Origin of the sequence: Streptomyces sp. NPDC056296 (genome assembly GCF_042268605.1) — a bacterium.
Lineage (GTDB): Bacteria > Actinomycetota > Actinomycetes > Streptomycetales > Streptomycetaceae > Streptomyces.
In genome coordinates, this window is the sequence record NZ_JBHJRX010000020.1 from 41726 (window position 1) to 63700 (window position 21975).

Annotated in this window: 18 protein-coding genes and 1 pseudogene; 8 read left to right on the plus strand and 11 right to left on the minus strand. The window is 72.5% G+C overall.

Going from position 1 to position 21975, the window contains the following annotated elements; translation table 11 throughout:
- Positions 1 to 49: 49 nt before the first annotated feature.
- The 4 genes from ACFCZF_RS16770 to ACFCZF_RS16785 all read right to left on the minus strand — a co-directional run bounded on the left by ACFCZF_RS16770 (position 50) and on the right by ACFCZF_RS16785 (position 5661).
- Complete coding sequence (locus ACFCZF_RS16770; protein ID WP_376672290.1) at positions 50 to 1507, minus strand: NCS2 family permease; 1458 nt, start codon at positions 1505 to 1507, stop codon at positions 50 to 52.
- A 265-nt stretch (positions 1508 to 1772) separates the two neighbouring features.
- Positions 1773 to 4157 carry a xanthine dehydrogenase family protein molybdopterin-binding subunit gene (locus ACFCZF_RS16775; protein WP_376672291.1) on the minus strand — a complete coding sequence of 795 codons (2385 nt, stop codon included), beginning with the start codon at positions 4155 to 4157 and terminating at the stop codon, positions 1773 to 1775.
- 2 nt (positions 4158 to 4159) lie between these two features.
- Entirely contained in the window at positions 4160 to 4771 is a 612-nt protein-coding gene (locus ACFCZF_RS16780) for a (2Fe-2S)-binding protein (RefSeq protein WP_376672292.1), read from the minus strand.
- Positions 4771 to 5661: an FAD binding domain-containing protein gene (locus ACFCZF_RS16785; RefSeq protein WP_376672293.1), complete on the minus strand. Its 891-nt coding sequence runs from the start codon at positions 5659 to 5661 to the stop codon at positions 4771 to 4773. Before ACFCZF_RS16785 ends, ACFCZF_RS16780 begins: the two co-directional genes overlap by 1 nt.
- Before the next feature lie 300 nt (positions 5662 to 5961).
- Between ACFCZF_RS16785 and ACFCZF_RS16790 the strand changes: the two genes are divergently transcribed.
- Positions 5962 to 7644 carry a PucR family transcriptional regulator gene (locus tag ACFCZF_RS16790; protein WP_376672294.1) on the plus strand — a complete coding sequence of 561 codons (1683 nt, stop codon included), beginning with the start codon at positions 5962 to 5964 and terminating at the stop codon, positions 7642 to 7644.
- 160 nt (positions 7645 to 7804) lie between these two features.
- The gene (locus tag ACFCZF_RS16795; RefSeq protein ID WP_375911689.1) at positions 7805 to 8593 is read left to right on the plus strand and encodes a hypothetical protein; all 789 of its coding nucleotides are present in this window, start codon (positions 7805 to 7807) and stop codon (positions 8591 to 8593) included.
- Positions 8594 to 8600: 7 nt separating this feature from the next.
- Here ACFCZF_RS16795 and ACFCZF_RS16800 read toward each other — a convergent pair whose 3' ends face one another.
- From ACFCZF_RS16800 to ACFCZF_RS16815, 4 genes and pseudogenes are all read right to left on the minus strand, one after another.
- Positions 8601 to 9239 carry a hypothetical protein gene (locus ACFCZF_RS16800; protein WP_376672295.1) on the minus strand — a complete coding sequence of 213 codons (639 nt, stop codon included), beginning with the start codon at positions 9237 to 9239 and terminating at the stop codon, positions 8601 to 8603.
- Positions 9240 to 9733: 494 nt separating this feature from the next.
- A pseudogene (locus ACFCZF_RS16805) lies at positions 9734 to 10553 on the minus strand (rod shape-determining protein); the annotation flags it as partial.
- Entirely contained in the window at positions 10550 to 10921 is a 372-nt protein-coding gene (locus ACFCZF_RS16810; protein WP_376672352.1) for a TraR/DksA family transcriptional regulator, read from the minus strand. The pseudogene ACFCZF_RS16805 and the gene ACFCZF_RS16810, both read right to left, overlap by 4 nt.
- 89 nt (positions 10922 to 11010) lie before the next feature.
- Entirely contained in the window at positions 11011 to 11337 is a 327-nt protein-coding gene (locus tag ACFCZF_RS16815) for a TraR/DksA C4-type zinc finger protein (RefSeq protein ID WP_375911695.1), read from the minus strand.
- A 340-nt stretch (positions 11338 to 11677) separates the two neighbouring features.
- Between ACFCZF_RS16815 and ACFCZF_RS16820 the strand changes: the two genes are divergently transcribed.
- The 4 genes from ACFCZF_RS16820 (at position 11678) to secD (ending at position 16366) form a co-directional block, all read left to right on the plus strand.
- A complete protein-coding gene (locus ACFCZF_RS16820) occupies positions 11678 to 12631 on the plus strand; it encodes a HAMP domain-containing sensor histidine kinase (RefSeq protein WP_376672353.1) in 954 nt (317 codons plus the stop codon).
- 2 nt (positions 12632 to 12633) lie between these two features.
- A complete protein-coding gene (locus ACFCZF_RS16825) occupies positions 12634 to 13347 on the plus strand; it encodes a response regulator (RefSeq protein ID WP_376672296.1) in 714 nt (237 codons plus the stop codon).
- 129 nt (positions 13348 to 13476) lie between these two features.
- The gene (locus ACFCZF_RS16830; RefSeq protein WP_376672297.1) at positions 13477 to 13914 is read left to right on the plus strand and encodes a hypothetical protein; all 438 of its coding nucleotides are present in this window, start codon (positions 13477 to 13479) and stop codon (positions 13912 to 13914) included.
- Positions 13915 to 14059: 145 nt separating this feature from the next.
- Complete coding sequence (secD, locus tag ACFCZF_RS16835) at positions 14060 to 16366, plus strand: protein translocase subunit SecD (protein WP_376672354.1); 2307 nt, start codon at positions 14060 to 14062, stop codon at positions 16364 to 16366.
- Between the two features lie 74 nt (positions 16367 to 16440).
- Here the strand turns inward: secD and ACFCZF_RS16840 are convergent, their stop codons facing one another.
- Entirely contained in the window at positions 16441 to 17259 is an 819-nt protein-coding gene (locus ACFCZF_RS16840; RefSeq protein ID WP_376672298.1) for a GntR family transcriptional regulator, read from the minus strand.
- Positions 17260 to 17426: 167 nt separating this feature from the next.
- Between ACFCZF_RS16840 and ACFCZF_RS16845 the strand changes: the two genes are divergently transcribed.
- Positions 17427 to 18272: a (2Fe-2S)-binding protein gene (locus tag ACFCZF_RS16845; RefSeq protein ID WP_376672299.1), complete on the plus strand. Its 846-nt coding sequence runs from the start codon at positions 17427 to 17429 to the stop codon at positions 18270 to 18272.
- 303 nt (positions 18273 to 18575) lie between these two features.
- On the plus strand, positions 18576 to 19634 hold the full coding sequence (locus tag ACFCZF_RS16850; protein WP_375911709.1) for a DUF2637 domain-containing protein: 1059 nt from the start codon (positions 18576 to 18578) through the stop codon (positions 19632 to 19634).
- A 69-nt stretch (positions 19635 to 19703) separates the two neighbouring features.
- Here the strand turns inward: ACFCZF_RS16850 and ACFCZF_RS16855 are convergent, their stop codons facing one another.
- Positions 19704 to 20105, minus strand: a complete 402-nt coding sequence (locus ACFCZF_RS16855) for an ATP-binding protein (protein ID WP_375911711.1) — start codon at positions 20103 to 20105, stop codon at positions 19704 to 19706.
- Between the two features lie 115 nt (positions 20106 to 20220).
- Positions 20221 to 21963, minus strand: coding sequence for a pyruvate dehydrogenase (locus ACFCZF_RS16860; RefSeq protein WP_376672300.1), 1743 nt, complete (start codon positions 21961 to 21963; stop codon positions 20221 to 20223).
- Positions 21964 to 21975: the final 12 nt, after the last annotated feature.

The window sequence follows — 21975 nt, forward strand, 5'->3', positions numbered from 1 at the left end:
TCGGTCTCCTCACAGAGCGGCTATACGGAAGGGGTTCCCGCGGCAGCGGCTAGTGCACGCCCATCCAGCTCTCGATCGGGTTGAGGGCGAAGTAGACGATGAAGATCACCGTCAGTGCCCACATGAACACGCCGATCTCCCGGGCCTTGCCCTGGGCGACCTTGATGGCGACGTAGGAGATGACGCCGGCGGCGACACCCGCCGTGATCGAGTACGTGAACGGCATCAGGACGACGGTCAGGAAGACCGGGATCGCGGTGGCCCGGTCGGCCCAGTCCACGTGCCGGGCGTTCATCATCATCATCGCGCCGATGACGACCAGCGCGGCGGAGGCCACTTCCTGGGGCACGATCGCGGTGATCGGCGTGAAGAAGAGGCAGGCCGCGAAGAACAGGCCGGTGACCACGGAGGCGAGCCCGGTACGGGCACCCTCGCCGACGCCGGTCGCGGACTCGACGAAGACGGTCTGGCCGGAGCCGCCCGCCACACCGCCGATGGCACCGCCGGCGCCGTCGACGAACAGCGCCTTCGACAGGCCCGGCATCCGGCCCTTGTCGTCGGCGAGCTTGGCCTCGGTGCCGACGCCGATGATCGTGGCCATCGCGTCGAAGAACCCGGCCAGCACCAGCGTGAAGACGATCATGCCGACCGTCATCGCGCCGACCTCGCCCCAGCCGCCGAACTCCAGGTCGCCGAAGAGCGAGAAGTCCGGCATGGAGACCGCGCTGCCGTGCAGCTCGGGGGCTCCGTTGGCCCACTGCTTGGGGTCGATGACCCCGGTGGCGTTCAGCAGGGAGGCGATGACCGTGCCGGTGATGATGCCGATCAGGATCGCGCCGGGGGTGTTGCGCGCCTGGAGCATGAAGATCAGGAGCAGGGTGCCCGCGAAGAGCAGGACGGGCCAGCCCGCGAGTTCACCGGCGGGGCCGAGGGAGAGCGGGGTCGCCTTGCCCGGGTGGACGAAGCCGCCCTTGACCAGGCCGATGATGGCGATGAACAGGCCGATGCCCATGGTGATGCCGTGCTTGAGGGCGAGCGGGATCGCGTTCATGATCATCTCGCGCAGCCCGGTGACCACGAGCAGCATGATCACCACGCCGTACATCACACACATGGCCATGGCCTGGCCCCAGGTCATCTGGGGAACGACCTGTCCGGCGATCACTCCGGACACCGAGAGTCCGGCGGCCAGGGCCAGCGGCACCTTGCCGACGAAGCCCATCAGGAGCGTGGTGACCGCCGCGGCGAGCGCCGTCGCGGTGATCAGTGCCTTCTGGCTCAGAGTGTTGCCCGCGGCGTCCTCGCCGCCGAGCAGGATGGGGTTGAGCAGGACGATGTACGCCATCGCCATGAAGGTGGTGGTACCGCCGCGCACCTCACGCGCGACCGTCGACCCCCTGTGGGTTATGTGAAAGTACCGGTCGAGCCAAGACCGTCCGGCGGGGACGCGGGAACCCGCGGCCGCGTCATCGGCGGTGGTCTTGGGCTCCACTGACTGCTGGGTCATGGGGCCGTCTCCCAAGGTTCATAGGTGCACCCGGTCGGCCGCTGGGGCGGTCCGCGGGATTTGGGATATGCACGACCCGGGGGACGGCCCGAGACGAACGCATGTGTGGTGGTACGTGTGGTGGTTCGTGTTGTGTTACGTGTGTGGTGTTACGTGTGGTGTTACGTGTGGTCTTGCTTCAAGCACCGCGAGCGGAGCGGTACTTGAGGTGTGCTCCGGGCGGCGCGGAGTGTGTGACGTTCCGTGCGCCGCCCGGAGGGTCTTCTCACGCCGTGCCGGTCAGGTGCTCCGGTCGTACCGGCGTGCGGTCGAGCGCCAGCCCGGTCGCGTTCCGTACGGCCGCGAGGACCGCCGGAGTCGACGACAGGGTGGGTGCCTCGCCGACGCCGCGCAGCCCGTACGGGGCGTGGTCGTCGGCGAGTTCGAGCACGTCGACCGGGAGGGTCGGCGTGTCGAGAATCGTGGGGAGCAGGTAGTCCGTGAAGGACGGGTTCCTGACCTTCGCGGTCTTGGGATCGACGACGATCTCCTCCATCACCGCGATGCCCATGCCCTGGATGGTGCCGCCCTGGATCTGGCCGATCACGGAGAGCGGGTTGAGCGCCTTGCCGACGTCCTGGGCGCAGGCCAGTTCGATGACCTTGACCAGGCCGAGTTCGGTGTCGACCTCGACGACGGCGCGGTGCGCGGCGAAGGAGTACTGGACGTGGCCGTTGCCCTGGCCGGTGCGCAGGTCGAAGGCCTCGGTCGGCCGGTGCCGCCACTCCTCCTCGACCTCGACGGCCTCGCCCTCCAGGACGTCCACGAGGTCGGACAGGACCTCGCCGCCGTCGGTGACGACCTTGCCGCCCTCCAGGAGGAGTTCGGCGGTCGCCCAGGCCGGGTGGTAGGAGCCGAACTTGCGGCGGCCGATCTCCAGGACCTTCTCGCGGACCAGCTCGCAGGCGTTCTTCACGGCGCCGCCGGTGACGTACGTCTGCCGGGAGGCCGAGGTCGAGCCGGCCGAACCGACCTGGGTGTCGGCCGGGTGGATGGTCACCTGGGTGACGCCCAGCTCGGTGCGGGCGATCTGCGCGTGGACGGTGACGCCGCCCTGGCCGACCTCCGCCATGGCGGTGTGCACGGTGACCACCGGCTCGCCGCCGACGACCTCCATACGGACCTTGGCGGTGGAGTAGTCGTCGAAGCCCTCGGAGAAGCCGACGTTCTTGATGCCGACCGCGTAGCCGACGCCGCGGACGACGCCCTCGCCGTGCGTGGTGTTGGACAGGCCGCCGGGCAGCTGCCGTACGTCGGCGCCCTCGCTGGACTCCCACTGGCGCTCCGGCGGCATGGGCATTGCCTTGACGCGGCGCAGCAGTTCGGCGACCGGGGCCGGCGAGTCCACGGGCTGCCCCGTGGGCATGATCGTGCCCTGCTCCATGGCGTTGATCCGGCGGAACTCCACCGGGTCCATGCCGAGTTCCGCGGCCACCTTGTCCATCTGCGCCTCGTAGGCGAAGCACGCCTGGACCGCGCCGAAGCCGCGCATGGCGCCGCAGGGCGGGTTGTTGGAGTAGAGGGCGATGGCCTCGATGTCCACGTCGTCGACCACGTAGGGGCCGACCGACAGCGAGGAGGCATTGCCGACGACCGCCGGGGAGGCGGAGGCGTAGGCGCCGCCGTCCAGGACGATGCGGCACTTCAGGTGTGTGAGCTTGCCGTCCTTGGTGGCGCCGTGCTCGTAGTGGAGCTTCGCCGGGTGGCGGTGGACGTGGCCGAAGAAGGACTCGAAGCGGTTGTAGACGATCTTGACCGGCTTGCCGGTGCGCATCGCCAGCAGGCAGGCGTGGATCTGCATCGACAGGTCCTCGCGGCCGCCGAACGCGCCGCCGACGCCGGACAGCGTCATGCGGACCTTGTCCTCGGGCAGGCCGAGGACCGGGGCGATCTGCTTCAGGTCGGAGTGCAGCCACTGGGTGGCGACGTACAGCTCGACGCCGCCGTCCTCCGACGGCACCGCGAGGCCGGACTCGGGGCCGAGGAAGGCCTGGTCCTGCATGCCGAAGTAGTAGTCGCCCTTGACGATCACGTCGGCCCGCTCGGCGGCCGCGTCGGCGTCGCCCCGGACGATCGGCTGGCGGTGCACGATGTTGGGGTGCGGGACGTGGCCGATGTGGTGATCGTCGCGGCCCTCGTGGACGAGGATCGCGTCGGGGGCGGTCGCGGAGGCCTCGTCGGTGATGACGGGCAGCTCCCGGTACTCCACCTTGATCTTGGCGGCGGCGCGGCGCGCGGTCTCCGGGTGGTCGGCGGCGACGATCGCGACCGGCTCCCCGTGGTGGCGGACCTTGCCGTGCGCGAGGACCGGGGTGTCCTGGATCTCCAGGCCGTAGTTGCGCACCTCGGTCGGCAGGTCGTCGTACGTCATGACGGCGTAGACGCCCGGCGTGGCGAGGGCCTCGCCGGTGTCGATGGAGACGATCTCGGCGTGCGCGACGGTGGAGCGCAGGATCTGGCCCCAGAGCATGTCCTCGTGCCACATGTCGGACGAGTAGGCGAACTCGCCGGTGACCTTGAGGGTGCCGTCCGGGCGGAGCGTGGACTCGCCGATGCCGCCCTTGGTCTGCGATCCCTGGGTGATTTTGGTGGGTGCGCCTGTGGCAGCCATGCTCAGACCCCCTCGGACTGACGGGCGGCGGCCAGGCGGACCGCGTCCATGATCTTCTCGTAGCCGGTGCAGCGGCACAGGTTGCCCGAGAGCGCCTCGCGGATGTCCGCGTCGGTCGGGTTCGGGTTGCGCTCCAGCATCTCGTCGGCGGCGACCAGCAGGCCGGGCGTGCAGAAGCCGCACTGGACGGCGCCGGCGTCGATGAACGCCTGCTGGATCGGGGCCAGTTCGGTGCCCTCGCCGGTCTGGGAGTCGGTGCCCCGGGCCTGCCACCGCTTGGCCTCGTCGAGCGTGGTGCCCTTGCCCGTGCCGTTGCTGCCGGCGCCGCTGCCGCAGGCGCCGGTGGCGCAGCCCTCGGCGCGTTCCCTGGCGAAGTCGGCCAGGCCCTCGACGGTGACGATCTCGCGGCCCTGCGCCTGGCCGGCGGCGACCAGGCAGGAGCACACCGGGAGGCCGTCCAGGCGGACCGTGCAGGAGCCGCACTCGCCCTGCTCGCAGGCGTTCTTGGAGCCGGGCAGGCCCATCCGCTCGCGCAGCACGTACAGCAGGGATTCGCCCTCCCACACGTCGTCGGCTTCCTGCGGACGTCCGTTGACAGTGAAGTTGACGCGCATTACGCCGCTCCCTCCGTGGTGTGGCGGGCGCCGCGGTACGACTCCCAGGTCCAGGTGAGCGTCCTGCGGGCCATGACGCCCACCGCGTGGCGGCGGTAGCTCGCGGTGCCCCTGACGTCGTCGATCGGGTTGCAGGCGGCGGAGCACAGGTCCGCGAACTGCTTGGCCACCGACGGGGTGATGATCTTTCCGTTGTTCCAGAAGCCGCCCTCCACGAGCGCCGCGTTCAGGAACTCCTCGGCCGCCTTGGCACGGACCGGGGTGGGCGCGGCCGAGCCGATGCCGGTGCGGACCGTGCGGGTCCCGGGGTGCAGGGCGAGCCCGAAGGCGCACACGGCGATGACCATGGCGTTGCGGGTGCCGACCTTGGAGAACTGCTGCGGTCCTTCGGCCTTCTTGACGTGCACGGCACGGATCAGCTCGTCGGGCTCCATCGCGTTGCGCTTCACGCCCGTGTAGAACTCGTCGATCGGGATCATCCGCCTGCCGCGTACCGACTCGACCTCGACCTCCGCCCCGGCAGCGAGCAGCGCCGGATGGGCGTCGCCTGCCGGGGAGGCGGTGCCGAGGTTCCCGCCCACGCCGCCGCGGTTACGGATCTGCGGGGAGGCGACCGTGTGCGAGGCGAGGGCGAGACCCGGCAGCTCGGTGCTCAGGTTCTCCATGATCCTGGTGTAGGGCACGGAGGCACCGAGCCGTACGGAGTTCTCGCCGACCTCCCATTCGAAGAGGTCGCCGACGCGGTTGAGGTCCATGAGGTACTCGGGCCGGCGGTGGTCGAAGTTGATCTCGACCATCACGTCGGTGCCACCCGCGATCGGCACAGCGGTGGGGTACTCGGCCTTCGCGGCGAGCGCCTCCTCCCAGCTGGCGGGGCGAAGGAAGTCCATGACCGGCTCTCTTCTTCGTCTTCGTCTGGCGAGTCGTACAGATTGAGCCAATGCGTGTGCGGCGGGCCCGGCTCGTTCATGTGCTGTTCACGTGGAGTGGCCTCAGTACACCGCCCGCTGCTCCACCAGGGTCAGTCGCAGAAACCATGAAGGAGTTGGCTGGCCAGGGCGGTCATCTTGTAGATTCGTATGAAAGGAGGCGCTCAATAACCTCCTGGTTTTCCTCTGGTCCCTCCGGAAATCGGGCGACACAGCCGCGTGACCTGGAACACTTCGAGACAAAGATCGGCGGCGACGAGAATGCGGCTGCGCGCACTGCTGGACACCGACGCGCTGGGCCTCAAGCTGCTCGGCGGCGAGGACGAGCTGGACCGCTCCGTCCGGGGCGTGATGACCACCGACCTGCGGGACCCGAGCCGCTACCTCTCGGGCGGGGAGCTGGTCCTCACCGGCCTGGCCTGGCGGCGGGACGCCGACGACTCCGAGCCGTTCGTCCGGATCCTGGTGCAGGCCGGGGTTGCCGCGCTGGCCGCCGGTGAGGCGGAGCTGGGGAGCGTGCCGGAGGACCTGATGGTGGCGTGCGCGCGGCACCACCTGCCGCTGTTCGCGGTGAACGAGTCGGTCGCCTTCGCGACCATCACCGAGCACGTCGTCCGCCAGGTCTCCGGCGAGCGGGCCGGGGACCTCGCGGCCGTGGTGGACCGGCACCGCCGGATGATGACCTCCGGCCCGGCGGGCGGCGGCCCCGACGTGGTGCTGGACCTGCTCGGCTCCGACCTGGACCTGCGGGCCTGGGTGCTCTCTCCGACGGGGCGGCCGGTCGCGGGCCCGAAGGACGCGGCTCCCGCGCTCTCCACCGAGCTGTGCGCGAAGCTGGCGGCGGATCACCTCGCGGCCACCCGCGCGGGCCGGCGCGCGCCGCACCGGGTGCCGCTGGGCGGCACGACGTACAGCCTCTTCCCGGTACGCGGCGCCGCGCGGGCCCCGCAGGCCGCGGGCGCCGCCCGGGACGTGCGCGAGACGGTGCTGTCCGACTGGCTGCTGGTCGTGGAGGCGGACGCCGGGGAGTGGGCCGAGGAGCGGCTCGACCTGCTCTACGGCGTCACGCAGCTGATCGCGGTCGAACGGGATCGGCGGGACGCGGCGCGCACGGTGCGGCGGCGGCTCGCGCAGGAGGTCCTGGAACTGGTGCAGACGGGCGCCGCCCCCGCCGAGATCGCGGCCCGCCTGCGGGTGGCGGCGCCGGTGCTGCTGCCGGGCCTCGGCGCGGCCCCGCACTGGCAGGTCGTGGTGGCCCGCGTCGAGTGGGAGGACGGCTCGGCGGAGACCGGCCCGGTCGCCCAGACCCTGCTGGAGGAGATCCTCGTCGACCCGCTCGCCACGGGCCCCGAGCACTCCGACCGCATCGCCGTGGCGCACACCGGCGGCGAGGCCGTCGCCCTGGTGCCGCTGCCGGCGGTCTCCAGCGAGCACGACGGCTCCGAGACCGGCATCCTCGCGGACGCGCTGCTGGCGTCCGTACGGGAACCGCTGTCGGCCGGGCTGGACGGCGACGGGCGGGTCACGCTCGGCGTCAGCGCGGCCGTGCACTCGGCGGAGGGGCTGCGCGGCGCGCTGGAGGAGGCCCGGCACGCGCGGCGGGTGGCCGCGGCGCGCCCCGGACGGGTCTGCGCGGCCGGCCACCAGGAACTGGCCTCGCACGTCCTCCTCCTCCCCTTCGTCCCCGACGACGTCCGCCGGGCCTTCACCGCCCGGCTGCTGGACCCGCTACGGGACTACGACCGCCGCCACCGCGCCGAGCTGATCCCGACGCTGGAGGCGTTCCTCGACAGCGACGGCTCCTGGACGCGCTGCGCGAGCCGCCTCCACCTGCACGTCAACACGCTGCGCTACCGAGTCGGGCGGATCGAGCAGTTGACGGGGCGTGACCTGTCGCGCCTGGAGGACAAGCTGGACTTCTTCCTGGCACTGCGGATGAGCTGAGCCGCGGGGCGCGAGGAGGCCCGGAGGTTTCCAAACCTGCGGACCCGGAAGTCCCTCACTTTGTGAAATCTTTCACCCATCCCCTTGGCCGGGCCGCCGGATCCGTGCTGAGATGCGGCCACCACTCGAGAGCTCGATGGCGTGCTAAGGGGAGGGCAACGTGGCGCATTCCGCCATGGCCGGTTCTGGTTGGGGAACGACCGAGGGTGACGATCCGCTCCAGACCGCCGTGTGGCGGTTGCGCTCGCGCGCCTGCTGGGCCGACGCGGCGGCCCTGCTGGAGCCGGTCACCGCGGCCACCGCCTTGCAGCGGACCGCGCTGCTGGTGGAGCGGTGCCTGTACACCGAGCAGGGCTGGGCGGAGGCCGAGGACGCGCTGCGCACCGCCGAGGCGCTGGCCCACAGCGACGACGAGCGCGGGGCCGCGGCCTGTGAACGCGGTCAACTCGCGTACGCCGCCACGGTGCACGGGGTGCGCGACCGGTCCGACGAGGCGCGAGCCGCGCTGGGCCGGGCGGCGGCGCTGATCGCGCCGGGGGCCGAGGGACGGGCGCTGCTGGACTTCCGGCGCGGGCTGCTCGCGGAGAACCTCACCCGCTCACCGCAGGCCGCCCGAGCGGCGTACCGGCGCGCCCACGCCGGCGCCACCGCGCACGCCGACCCACTGCTCCAGTCCTTCACCTGGCGGCATCTGGCCGGACTCGCCCTGCGGGAAGGGGAGTTGGCCGAGGCGCGGCACGGGTTCGCCGAGTCGCTGCGCATCCGCGAGGAGCTGGGATATCTCGTCGGTACGGCGCCGGCGCTGGCGTCGCTCGCCGACGCGGAGACCGAACCGGAGGCGTCGCGGCTGCGGGAGGAGGCACGGCGGCTGTTCCGGCTGCTGGGCGGTGTGCCGACGTGGCTGGCGCGGCAGCTGGCCCCGCCGGCCGCGGGTGCGGCGACGGCGTGACGGCCGTTCACGGGGACCTGCTCCAGCGCGGGGCGGTGGCGGTCCAGGCGGCATCCCACCCGGCGAGGTTGCGCCTTTGCAGCACGAGCCCGGTGGCCCCGTGGGCGGCGAGGCCGGTGAGGACGACGCCCAGGAAGGCGAGGATCGCCCAGCCCATCGTGCGGCTGCGGATCTGCTCCGCGGTCAGCGGCGGCTCGGTGAGCTCCCCCGCCGTGTCGACCCAGACGAGGACGGTGCTGTCCGCGGGCAGCCCCGGCTCGACGTCGGTCCTCCCGGTCCGCGCCGCTCCGTCCGGACCGGTGAAGCGGACCTCGACCGGATACCGGGTCTTCTCCGCCTCTTCCGACCCGGGCTCGGGGTGGCGCGGGACGTCGTGGACGAGGACGGCGGGGCGGTGGTCCCGGGTCCTGGCCTCCTGCTCGGCGGTGCTCCGGTAGTGGCGGTAGGCGCTGTCACCGACCGCGAACATCGCCGCCGGGGCCGCCACCAGCACGGCGAGCAGCAGCCCGAGCGCCACCCACGCCTGCAGCCGGTCGGTACGGCGCCGCAGGGGGTTGCGCCGCCACCGCCACAGCAGGAAGTGCGGGTGTCGTCCGGGGGCGGGAACGTCGGGCGGTGGCTGTGCTCGCGGAATCTCACCGGCCACGGTGTGCCTCCTTCCAGGCTCGGGGCAGCCGGAACGGCGCCGCCGACGCCGGTCCGGCATCGACGGCGGGTCGGGGGTCAGGGGTCGGGGGTCGGGGGACGGGGGACGGGGGACGGGGGACGGGGGACGGGCTGGGGACGCTCGATCGCACGAGGGGCTCAGGCTCAGGGGTTGCGGCGGGGCGGGCGGTACGGCCGACGCCGGGCGGGTGTCGGCCGTGGGAGGTGCCCCACGTCCGTTGCCAGGTACGGCGACGGACGTGGGGCGCGAGTGGGTCTGCGGGGCGGTGTCGGCGCGGGTGGTACGGGGCCGACGGTGGCGGGTGCGGCCGGGCGGCCGCGCGGGGGTGTGCCCGGCGTCGACGGCCGGGCGGCCGCACGCGGGTGTGCACGCCGTCGACGGCCGGGCGGCCGCGCGGGGGTGTGCCCGGCGTCGACGGCCGGGCGTATGGCCGGGGGTCTTCCCGGCTTCGCCGGCCTGGTACCCTGGTGGCAGTGCGGGTGCCTGTCCGGTGGGTCCGTGCCCGCGGTCGGTGGGTGGGAGTGCGCGGTTTCCAGGAGCTTGGCGGCGCCCCGGACCGCGGCCGTGTGCGGGGCCGGCACGGCCCGCAGAGGGACGTGCAGCCCGGCCGTGAGACGGCAGGTGATGTCGGGACGCAGGGCGCCCCCGCCCGCGAGCAGTGGGCCCCTGCTCAGGGCGTCGACGGTGAGGGACGTGTCGTCCTGCCGCAGCATCGAGGTCGATGTCGACCACCGCCTCGGCGACCCGCGCGGCCGGGGTCGCGTCGTCGATGTCCCCCGTGCCCAGCGCCGTGCGGCGCGCGTCGAAGACGGCGCCGTCCACCAGCAGCACCACCTCCGTGAGATGTGCGCCGATGTCGATCACGAGCAGCGGCCGTGACAGGTCCGCGCCCGCCGCGAGGGCCACGGCCCGCGCGCTGGGGACGGTCAGCACACCGCGCGGACGCAGCACCTCCACCGCCGTACGGGCCTCGGTCCGGTAGGCGAACCCGTCCAGCACCGGCGCGGTCACCACGACCAGGGGACGGGCGAAGCGGGGCAGGCGGTGGCCGAGCAGCCGGTCGAGCATCCGGGCGGTGCCCTGGGTGTCGACGATGGCGCCGCGCTGGATGGGGTACACCGCACCGGCCCCGGGGAAGGTCACCGTCGGCACGTCGAGGATCATTCCGCGCCCGGCGACCCAGGCGCGGGTACGGGCGCTGCCCATGTCGAGGGCAACGCCGCCGCACCGCCGGCACAGCGGCCACGGCCGGTGCCGGGCGAGGCCGGCCCGGGGCCGGCGGACCACGGTCATCGGCCGGCCTCCCGCACCTGCTGGCAGCGCGCGCAGTAGCGGGCCTGCGGCACGATCAGCAGGCGCTCGTGGTCGATGGGGCGCCGGCACAGGTGGCAGCGGCCGTAACGACCCTCGGCCATGCGTTCGAGCGCCGCTTCCACGTCGGCGAGGACCATGCGCGCGGAGGCCGCGAGCTTCACCCGCACCTCGGTCCGCGCGGCGGACCGCCGCTGGACCGGCTCGTCGGTGCGGAACGGGACGTTCGCGATCTGCCGCAACTGCTCCTCCCGGAACAGCCGCTGCTCGTGGAGGTTGTCCCGGAGCGCGGCGAGGTCCTCGGGCGACAGCCGCGTGTGGCGGTCGCCGATGATCTGGTTGTTCACCACTTCACCCACTTCACCCACTTCACCCACTCGCCCCTCGGGCGGGGTGGAAGACGAAGACTGGACGTACGTACGGACGGACGGACGGTCGGTCAGGCGGCGGCGCGGCGTTGGCAGGCGACGCAGTACCGCGTGTAGGGGAGGATCTCCAGGCGCTCCCCCGGGACGGGCTTGCGGCAGCCCAGGCAGGTGCCGTAGGTGCCGTCGTCGATACGGGCGAAGGCCTCCTCGATCTCCTTGAGCACCCGCTCGATGGCGGCCTGCTGCGCGGACATCAGCTGGTCGTCCGCCTGGCCGCTCTCTCCGAGGGCCCGCAGTTGGGTCATGCGGGTGTTGCGGGCGTGTTCGAGACGCTGGCGCGCCTCGTGAGCGGTCAGCCGCTCGGGGCGGGGTTCGATGCGGGAGGCGTCGAGCGACACGGTGAGTCCTTCTCTCGGGAAGTTCTGCGGGTATGACGAGAGCCGGGCCGATCGGACCCGGTCGTCCTCAACCTTGGCCGTGCCGTCGGGGGAAACCCATCGGGCGCAGGCCCCATTTGCCCGGGGACGGAGGATCCACTCGGCGGCGCGCGGGGGCGGCCGTATGGGTGTACCGCGACCCGGAAATGGGGGTCGGACCCCATCGACCCGGCGGCGGCGGACGGGGGAAGCTGGTCGCTTGCTCGGTCGCGACCTGGGCCGCAGCTCCCACCGAGGGTGCGCGATGGCCGACAGTAGAGGCGTACCAGTCGACGCGTCGCAGAAGGAGGCGTACCCCCCGGTGTCCCTGTTCTGGCGGATCTTCGGGCTCAACGCGGTGGTGCTGGGCTTCGCCACGGCACTGCTGCTGTGGGCTCCGGTGACCGTCTCCGTGCCGGTCCTGCTGACCGAGGCCGTCATCCTGGTGGGCGGCCTGGGCGTCATGCTGGTGGCCAACGGCGCCCTGCTGCGCTGGGGTCTGGCACCGCTGGACCGGCTCACGAAGCTGATGACCACCGTCGACCTGCTGCGCCCCGGCCAGCGCCTGCCGGTGTCCGGCGGCGGCGAGGTCCCCGAGCTGATCCGCACCTTCAACGCCATGCTCGACCGGCTGGAGCACGAGCGGGCCACGAGCACCGCCCGCGTCCTGCTCGCCCAGGAGGAGGAGCGGCGCCGTATCGCGCAGGAGCTGCACGACGAGGTCGGGCAGAGCATGACCGCGATCCTGCTGGTCCTGGGGCGTGCCGCGGACGACGCCGACCAGCCGCTGCGCGACGAGTTGCAGCAGGCGCAGGAGATCACCCGGGAGAGCCTCGACGAGGTCCGCCGCCTGGTGCGCCGGCTGCGACCCGGTGTCCTGGACGACCTCGGCCTGATCAGCGCGCTGTCCTCGCTGACGCACGACTTCGCCACCCACACCGGGCTGCGGGTGATGCGGCGTTTCGACGCCGATCTGCCCGCCCTGGACCCCGAGACCGAGCTGGTCCTCTACCGCGTCGCGCAGGAGAGCCTGACCAACGCCGCCCGGCACGCGGACGCCCAGCGGCTGGAGGTGAGCCTCGGCCCCGCCGACGGCGCGGTGACGCTCACCATCGCCGACGACGGCCGCGGCATCGAGGCGGCGTGCGAGGGCGCCGGTATCCGCGGCATGCGCGAACGGGCCCTGCTCATCGGGGCCGCCCTCGACATCACCTCGGCACCCGGCGCCGGCACCCGGATCCGGCTCACCGCACCCGTCCCCAGGAAGCAGCCCTGACCATGTCCGACCCCTCCCTGCCCGATCCGACCGCGTCCGGCCCGGCCACGGCGCCCACGTCCGATCCGTCGAGGATCCGCATCCTGCTCGCCGACGACCACGCGCTGGTACGTCGCGGCGTGCGGCTCATCCTCGACCGGGAGCCGGACCTGGAGGTGGTCGCCGAGGCCGGGGACGGCGCGGAGGCCATCGACATGGCGCGGGCGCACGCCGTCGACCTTGCCGTCCTGGACATCGCGATGCCGCGCCTGACCGGGCTGCAGGCCGCCCGGGAGCTGGCCGCGCTGAAGCCGGGGCTGCGCATCCTGATGCTGACGATGCACGACAACGAGCAGTACCTGTTCCAGGCGCTGAAGTCGGGGGCCTGCGGGTACGTGCTGAAGTCCGTCGCCGACCGCGACCTGGTCGCCGCCTGCCGGGCCGCGATGCGCGACGAGCCCTTCCTGTACCCGGGTGCGGTGACCGCGCTGATCCGCAACTACCTCGACCGGGTCCGGCACGGCGAGGAGAGCACCGACCACATCCTCACGCCCCGCGAGGAGGAGGTCCTCAAGCTCGTCGCCGAGGGCCACTCCTCGAAGGAGATCGCCGACATCCTCTTCATCAGCATCAAGACCGTCCAGCGGCACCGGGCGAACCTGCTGCAGAAGCTCGGTCTGCGCGACCGCCTGGAACTGACCCGCTACGCCATCCGGGCCGGACTCATCGAACCCTGACGAGTCCTGACGGTCCCCCGGCCCGTCCCTCCGAACCGCCCGAGGCTCTGGCCGCCACTCCCCGGCCGGAGCCCCGGGCTTCCTCTCCGCCTCACCCACCACGCCTCACACAACGAAAGGGGACGGTGCATGCGCCCCGCACGACGCACCGCCCCCGCACGACGCACCGCCCCCGCCCCGGGTCACCGGCTCGCGGCGACGCTCACCGCGCTGCTGGCCGTTCTGCTGACCCTCGTCCCGGCCTGGCCCGCGGCCGGCGCGGGCATCACCGTCCCCGTCCCGGGGCCGGCCCCGGTGCCCGCGGCGACGACCGTCCCGCACCCGGACAGCGGCCACCACGCCGACGACGGCTGTGCCACCACCTGCGCCGCCCAGGCCAGGGCCCGGCACGACCATCTCGGTGAGCGCCCGGCACCACCGGACCGCCTCGGTACCACCCCGCGCGCCCCGGGCACCGCCCCGGCCGCCCACGTGCGGACCGCGGCCGTGCCCGGTTCCGTACCCGTCTCCCCCGGCCGTACGAGCCACGACCGCGGGCGGGCTCCTCCCGTCTCCTCCGGCACCTGAGACAGCCCGTCCTTTCACCATCCCTCGCCGCGGCCGCGCTGGGCCGCTGCCGCGGTGTGCCCGCCGGAGGCCCGTGTTGAAACGTTCTCGTCCCCGCTCCCGAGCCCACTCCCTGAAGGGGCGTGCGCTCGTCGCCCTCCTCGTGATGGCCGGGGCCGTGGCCATCGTCCTGACCATGCCGATCCGCCTCGGACTCGACCTGCGCGGCGGCACCCAGATCGTGCTGGAGACCAAGTCCACCGCCACCACCGAGGCCGACCGTGAGGCCACCGACCGCACCGTGGAGGTGCTGCGCGGCCGTATCGACGCGCTCGGCGTCGCCGAGCCGACCATCGTCCGTTCCGGCGACAACCGCGTCGTCGTCGAGCTGCCCGGCGTACAGGATCCGAAGAAGGCGGCCGACGTACTGGGCCGCACCGCGCAGCTCACCGTCCACTCGGTGCTCGGCCCGGCCGAGGCCGCCGGAAACGACACCGAAAACGACACCGGAAACGACGCCGAGAACGACGCCGAGAACCCGTCCGGCGCGGACGCCGAGCGCGTCCTGCCGGACGAGTCCGGTCAGTCGCTCCGGCTGAAGGCCGCCACGCTGACCGGGCAGGACGTCAAGGGCGCCGACCCCCGCTTCGACCAGCAGGGCGGGGCCGGGTGGCATGTCACCGTCGACTTCAAGGACGCGGGCAGCGACCGCTGGGCCGAGGTGACCGGCGAAGCCGCCTGTCACCCGGCCGGCGACCCGCAGCGCCGGGTCGCCATCGTGCTCGACAACAAGATCATCTCCTCGCCGCAGGTCGACCCCTCCGTGGCCTGCGGGGCGGGCATCGCCGGCGGCTCCACCCAGATCACCGGCTCCTTCGACGACGCCGAGGCCCGCGAACTGGCGCTGCTCATCAAGGGCGGCGCCCTGCCCGTACCGGTGGAGACCATCGAGCAGCGCACCATCGGCGCCACCCTGGGCGACGAGGCGATCTCGGCCGGCGCCTGGGCCGCCGTCATCGGCACCGCACTGACTGGGCTGTTCATCATCGTCGTCTACCGGCTGATGGGCGCCCTCGCGACCGTGGCCCTGCTCTGCCACGGCGTGATCTCCTACGCCGCCCTGGCCGCGATCGGCGCCACCCTGACCCTGCCCGGCCTGGCCGGCTTCGTCCTGGCCATCGGCATGGCGGTGGACGCCAACGTCCTCGTGTTCGAACGCGCCCGAGAGGAACAGGCCGCCCGTACCCGCCCGAGCACGCGCTCGTCGCTGACCGCCGGTTTCCGCAGCGCCTTCAGCGCGATCGCCGACTCCAACATCACCACGCTGATCGCCGCCGCCCTGCTGTTCTTCCTGGCCTCGGGTCCGGTGAAGGGCTTCGGCGTCACCCTGGGCATCGGTGTCCTGGCCTCCATGGTCAGCGCCCTGGTGATCACCCGGGTGCTCGCCGAGTTCGCCGCGAGCCGCCCGGCGGTCTTCCGCCGCCCGCACATCACCGGCATCTCGACCACCGGCCCGGTCCGGGACGCCCTGCTGCGCCGCGACCCGTTTCTGATGCGCCGCCCGCGCCGCTGGCTGGCCGCCTCCGCGCTCGTCCTCGTGGTGGCCGGCTCCGGCATCCTGGTCCGGGGCCTCGATTTCGGCATCGAGTTCACCGGCGGACGGCTCATCGAGTACTCCACGGCCACCCAGGTCGACGCCGACCGGGCCCGGGACGCCCTCGCCGACGCCGGCTTCCCTCGCGCGGTGGTCCAGTCCTCCGGTGACAGCGACCTCACGGTGCGCACCGAGAAGCTGACCAACGCCGAGGCGGAGACGGTCACCAGGACCGTCGGCGAGCTGGGCGGCGAGACGGAGAAGGTCCGCGACGAGCTGATCGGCCCGAGTCTCGGCGCGGAGCTGCGCAAGGACGCCCTGATCGCCCTGGGCCTGGCCCTGGGCGCCCAGTTGCTGTATCTCGCCGTCCGCTTCCGGTTGCTGTTCGGCACGGCGGCGGTCGGCGCGCTCGCCCATGACGTGGTGATCCTGGTCGGGGTGTTCGCCTGGCTGGGCAAGCCGATCGACGGGGTGTTCCTGGCCGCGCTGCTGACCGTGATCGGCTACTCGGTCAACGACTCGGTCGTCCTCTTCGACCGCGTCCGGGAACTGCTCGCCGGCAAGGACCGGAAGAAGCCGTTCGCCCGGCTCACCAACCAGGCGATCCTGCAGACCCTGCCGCGCACGGTCAACACGGGCATGGGCGCGGTCCTGATCCTCGCCTCGCTGGCCGTCCTCGCCGACGACTCGCTCACCGACTTCGCCCTCGCCCTGCTGATCGGTGTGGGGGTCGGCACGTACTCCTCGGTGTTCACCGCCTCTCCGCTGGCCATCGAGATGTACGACCGCGGCACCGCGTCCCGACCCGCACGTCGCAAGGGACGGACCACGGAGAAGAAGGTGCCGGCGAGCCGCACGGAACGGCAGGAGGTCCGGTAGGAATCCCGTAGGGGAGGAATCCAGGAATCCCGTAGGGAGGAATCCCGTAGGGGGGCGCGCCCGCGTCGTCGCGCTCAGTGCGACTCGCGGAAGTGCTCCCCCACCAGGGTCCGCACCAGGTCCGGGTCGCCGGCGATCAGCGCGTCCAGCAGCGCCGTGTGTTCGTGCGCGTCGGCGATCAGGTCGGCCCGTCCCCGCACCGCGGGGGCGCCGGCCGGCGGCCACTGGGCGCGACGGTGCAGGTCACCGGCGATCCGGACGAGCTGGTCGTTGCCGGCCAGCGCGAGCACCGCGCGGTGGAAGGCACGGTCGGCCTCGGCGTACGTGGCCGGGCAGCCGGACGACGCGGCCCGGACGGTGGCCTCGGCGAGGGGCCGCAGTTCCGCCCAGCGCTCGGCGGGCACCGTACGGGCCAGGCGGAGCAGCACGGGGACCTCGATCAGGGCCCGGACCTCGGCGAGCTCGGCCAGTTCCCGGTCGCCGCGCTCGACGACGCGGAAGCCGCGGTTGGGGACGACCTCGACGGCGCCCTCCAGTGCGAGCTGCTGCATGGCCTCCCGGACGGGCGTGGCCGAGACGCCGAAGCGGTCGCCGAGCGCGGGCGCCGAGTAGACCTCGCCGGGCCGCAGCTCGCCGGAGACCAGGGCGGTGCGCAGGGCGTCGAGTACCTGCCCGCGCACGGAGGAACGCTGGACGAGGGCGCGCGGGCGGGGCGGGGGAGGTTCGCTGTGGGTGTGCTCGCCGCGCGCGGCCCCGGCCGGTTCCACGGCCCCGCGTGCCCTGTCCCGGCCCACGTCCGAGGCGCCCGGCTGCGCCGGAACCCGTACCGACGCGACCGATCCGATCCCCGTCCCCGCCCCCGTCCCCGCGGGACCCTGCGCGCTCGGCTTCACGGGTCCTCCTGTGGGACGTGTCGGTACTTGGGGTCATTACGGCGGGTTGTCACTTGTCCGTCAAGCACCATAAGGGCACGGGCCGCCAGTTCAAATCCCAAGGATCTTCGGTAAGGTAAGGCTTACCTCAAGCAGCCCGTTGCTCGGACGTGGATCGGTGGTCCCGCATGCCTGTCACCCGCTCGGCCTTCACGGACGCCTACGCGCGCCTGTCCGAGGTCCTTCCGGGGCTGGGCGTCACCGAGCTGGACCCGGCCGGCGAGGTCCCGCGCGGCGGTGGATGGGTCGCGGCCGGCTCGCTCGCCTCGGGCGGGGCGGAGCTGGAGGCGTTCCTCGCCTGGGACGACGCCCAGGTGGTCCGGGACTACGGACAACGGGCCCGGCCGGACGTGATCGCCAGCTTCGGGCTGCACCGGTACGCGTGGCCCGCCTGTCTGCTGATCACCGTGCCGTGGTTCCTGCACCGCAGGGTGCCCCGCTGTCCCGTGACCCATGTCGCCTACGACCGCTCCGCCGCCGGCCTCCCGCTCGGCCGGATGGCCGTGCGGCCCACCGGCTTCGCCTGCCTGCCCGGCGACCCGGCCGCCGCGCTGCCCGGCGCCCGTGTGGTCGCCGACGAGGAGGCGCTGCGGGCCGAGGTGCGCGCCGCGGTCGCCGAGCACATGGAGCCGGTGCTGGCGGGGTTCGGGCCACGCATGCGGCGGCGCGGCCGCGCCCTGTGGGGCATGGCGACCGACGAGGTCGTCGAGGGCCTGTGGTACGTCGCTCACCTGCTCGGCGAGCAGGAGCGGGCGCGGCACGAACTGGAGCTGCTGCTGCCGGGCGCGACCAAGCCGTACGTCGGCAAGGCGGCGTTCCGCGAGCTGACCGGACCGGACGGCGAGCCGCTGCACACCCGGGACCGGGCGAGCTGCTGCATGTTCTACACACTGCGTCCCGAGGACACCTGCGCCACCTGCCCGCGCACCTGTGACGCGGACCGGGTCAACAAGCTCCTCGCCACGGCGGGTTGAGCCTCCCGTCGTCGCATCGCCGCCGCACTCACGCGCGGTGACCCCCAAGATCATCGGCTAAGATCACCGGCGGCGTTTCACACCTCCCTCACGCGTCGCGGGAACTTTCCGTGGAACCACTCGTACGGGTAGTCTTATTCGAACTCAACTCCCGCCCCTCATGCGGCAGTTCGAGCAGAACGCCGCCCTGGGCATCCCCTCGCACTCCCTTGGCTGCCTCTTGCCCCGAAACCCCCTGAGGGCCGCTGGGTTTGGGCCACCATGGCGGACGTTACGCCCTATCCCAATGCAAGGGACCCCCAGATGAGATTGACCGACATATCGCTGAACTGGCTGCTTCCGGGCGCCGTGCTGCTCCTGGGCATGCTGGCGGCGGTGGCGGTGCTCGCGCGCGGCAAGCGTTCCTCGGGGAAGGACGCGGGCGCTGACGACTCGTGGGAGCGCATGGAGGAGCGCCGCAGGCGCAAGGAGGCCCTCTACGGCACTTTCTCCTATGTCCTGCTCTTCTGCTGCGCCGCGGTCGCCGCGGCGCTCTCCTTCCACGGTCTGGTCGGCTTCGGCGAGCAGAACCTCGGCCTGAGCGGCGGCTGGCAGTACCTGGTGCCGTTCGGCCTCGACGGGGCGGCGATGTTCTGCTCCGTCCTCGCGGTGCGCGAGGCCAGCCACGGTGACGCGGCGCTCGGCTCCCGCATACTCGTGTGGACGTTCGCCTTCGCGGCGGCGTGGTTCAACTGGGTGCACGCGCCCCGCGGCATCGGTCACGCGGGCGCCCCGCACTTCTTCGCGGGCATGTCCCTGTCGGCGGCGGTGCTGTTCGACCGGGCCCTGAAGCAGACCCGCCGGGCCGCCCTGCGCGAGCAGGGCCTGGTGCCGCGTCCGCTGCCGCAGATCCGCATGGTGCGCTGGCTGCGGGCCCCCCGGGAGACGTACCGCGCCTGGTCGCTGATGCTCCTGGAGGGCGTGCGCAGCCTCGACGAGGCGGTCGAGGAGGTGCGCGACGACATGCGCAAGAAGGAGGAGAAGAAGCTCCGGCGGCGCGAGCAGGAGCGTCTGGAGCGGGCGCAGCTGAAGGCGATCAGCCGGGGCCACGGCGGCCCCCGGGGCTTCCCCGGTCGCGGCGGCCGGCCGGTCGAGGTCGAGGTGCAGCAGGTGGAGCGGGGCACCGAGCGCGCCGCCACCGCGGAGCCTGCCATATCCGCGCCGGAGCCCCTGCCCGCGGCCCGGCGGCCCTCCCTGCAGCCGGTACGCCACGGAGCTGACCAGGTCACGGTCGACCTCACCGCGGAGGACGACACCCAGGCCCTGCCGCGCCTGGACTCCCTGGAGCGCAAGCTCAAGGACCTGGAGCAGCAGTTCGGCTAGAGCTGGCTGCTGGAGCAGTAGTTCGGCCAGTACCGGAGAAGGTGTGAGGCGCCGGGGGCTCCCGGCGCCTCAGGCGGCGGCCTCGGCGTCCAGTTCGAACCAGACCGACTTTCCCACCTCGCAGGGGCGCACGCCCCAGTCGTCGGCGAGGGACCGCACCAGGACCAGGCCTCTGCCGTTGGTGCTCTCCTCCGGTTCCGGGGCGCGCGGCCGGGGCAGCCCGCCGACGAAGTCCCGTACCTCGACCCGCAGCGCGCGCGGTCCGATCGTGGCGGTCAGGACGGCGCCTTCGTCGGTGTGGACGAGCGCGTTGGTGACGAGCTCGCTGGTGAGAAGTTCCGCGACGTCCGACCGGCCGGGCCCTCCCCAGTGCCGCAGAAGATCACGCAGGGCGCGCCGGGCCTCGGGCACCGCCCGCAGGTCCGCCCGCCCCAGCCGTCGCCTGAGCTGTGGTGCTGCCTGTCCCTTCATGTCCCCCGTCCGCGTGCTGATGTCGTTTCCCCTCCTGTTCGAACGTCTTCACGGGGAAGCCTTGCCCGTTCGGACCCTCGGCAGTCATCTCGTTTCGCGGCGGCCATGGCGCCGGTCACGGTCGCGGCACGTTGCGCAGGTTCGAGCGGGCCATCTGGAGCATGCGTCCGACCCCGCCGTCCAGCACGATCTTCGAGGCGGACAGGGCGAAGCCGGTGACCATGTCGGCGCTGATCTTCGGCGGGATGGACAGGGCGTTGGGGTCGGTGACGATGTCGACGAGGGCCGGCCCCTTGTGCTTGAACGCGGCCTTCAGCGCCCCGGCCAGCTCCTTGGGCTTCTCCACCCGCACCCCGAAGGCACCACAGGCCTCGGCGACGGCGGCGAAGTCGGGGTTGACGTTGGCCACGCCGTGCGAGGGCAGGCCCGCGACCAGCATCTCCAACTCGACCATGCCGAGCGAGGAGTTGTTGAAGAGGACGACCTTCACCGGCAGGTCGTGCTGGACGAGGGTGAGGAAGTCGCCCATCAGCATGGTGAACCCGCCGTCGCCGGACATCGAGACGACCTGCCGGCGCCGGTCGGTGAACTGGGCGCCGATCGCCATCGGCAGCGCGTTCGCCATCGAGCCGTGCGAGAAGGAACCGATGACGCGCCGGCGGCCGTTGGGTGAGATGTAGCGGGCGGCCCAGACATTGCACATGCCGGTGTCGACGGTGAACACCGCGTCGTCGTCGGCCATCTCGTCGAGCACGGCGGCGACGTACTCGGGATGGATCGGGACGTGCTTGTCGACCTTGCGGGTGTACGCCTTGACGACGCCCTCCAGCGCGTCCGCGTGCTTCTTCAGCATCCGGTCGAGGAAGCGGCGGCTCTTCTTCTCCTTCACCCGCGGGATCAGGCAGCGCAGGGTCTCCTTCGCGTCGCCCCACACCGCGAGGTCCAGCTTGGAGCGGCGGCCGAGGTGCTCGGGCCGGACGTCGATCTGGGCGATCTTCACGTCGTCGGGCAGGAAGGCGTTGTACGGGAAGTCCGTGCCGAGCAGGATCAGCAGGTCGCACTCGTGGGTGGCCTCGTAGGCGGCGCCGTAGCCGAGCAGGCCGCTCATGCCCACGTCGTACGGATTGTCGTACTGGATCCACTCCTTGCCGCGCAGGGCGTGCCCCACCGGCGACTTGATCCGCCCGGCGAACTCCATCACCTCGGCGTGCGCGCCCGCCGTGCCGGCGCCGCAGAACAGGGTGACCCTGTCGGCGTCGTCGATCATCCGTACCAGCCGGTCGATCTCCTCGTCGCCGGGGCGGACGGTCGGCCGGGAGGTGACGAGCGCCGTCTCGGCGGCCTTCTCCGGCGCCGGCTCGTCCGCGATGTCGCCGGGCAGGGAGACGACGCTGACGCCGCCCTGGCCGACGGCGTGCTGGATGGCGGTCTGGAGCAGCCTCGGCATCTGCTTCGGGCTGGAGATCAGCTCGCTGTAGTGGCTGCACTCGCGGAAGAGCCGGTCGGGGTGGGTCTCCTGGAAGAAGCCGAGGCCGATCTCGCTGGAGGGGATCTGCGAGGCGAGGGCGAGGACGGGCGCCATCGAGCGGTGGGCGTCGTAGAGGCCGTTGATGAGGTGGAGGTTGCCGGGGCCGCAGGAGCCCGCGCACGCGGTCAGCTTCCCGGTGATCTGGGCCTCCGCCCCGGCGGCGAAGGCGGCGGTCTCCTCGTGCCGTACGTGCACCCACTCGATGCCCGAGTGGCGGCGCACGGCGTCCACGACCGGGTTGAGGCTGTCGCCGACGACTCCGTAGAGGCGTACGACTCCGGCGCGGGTGAGGATGTCGACGAACTGTTCCGCGACGTTCTGTTTGGCCATGGCTCCAGCTAT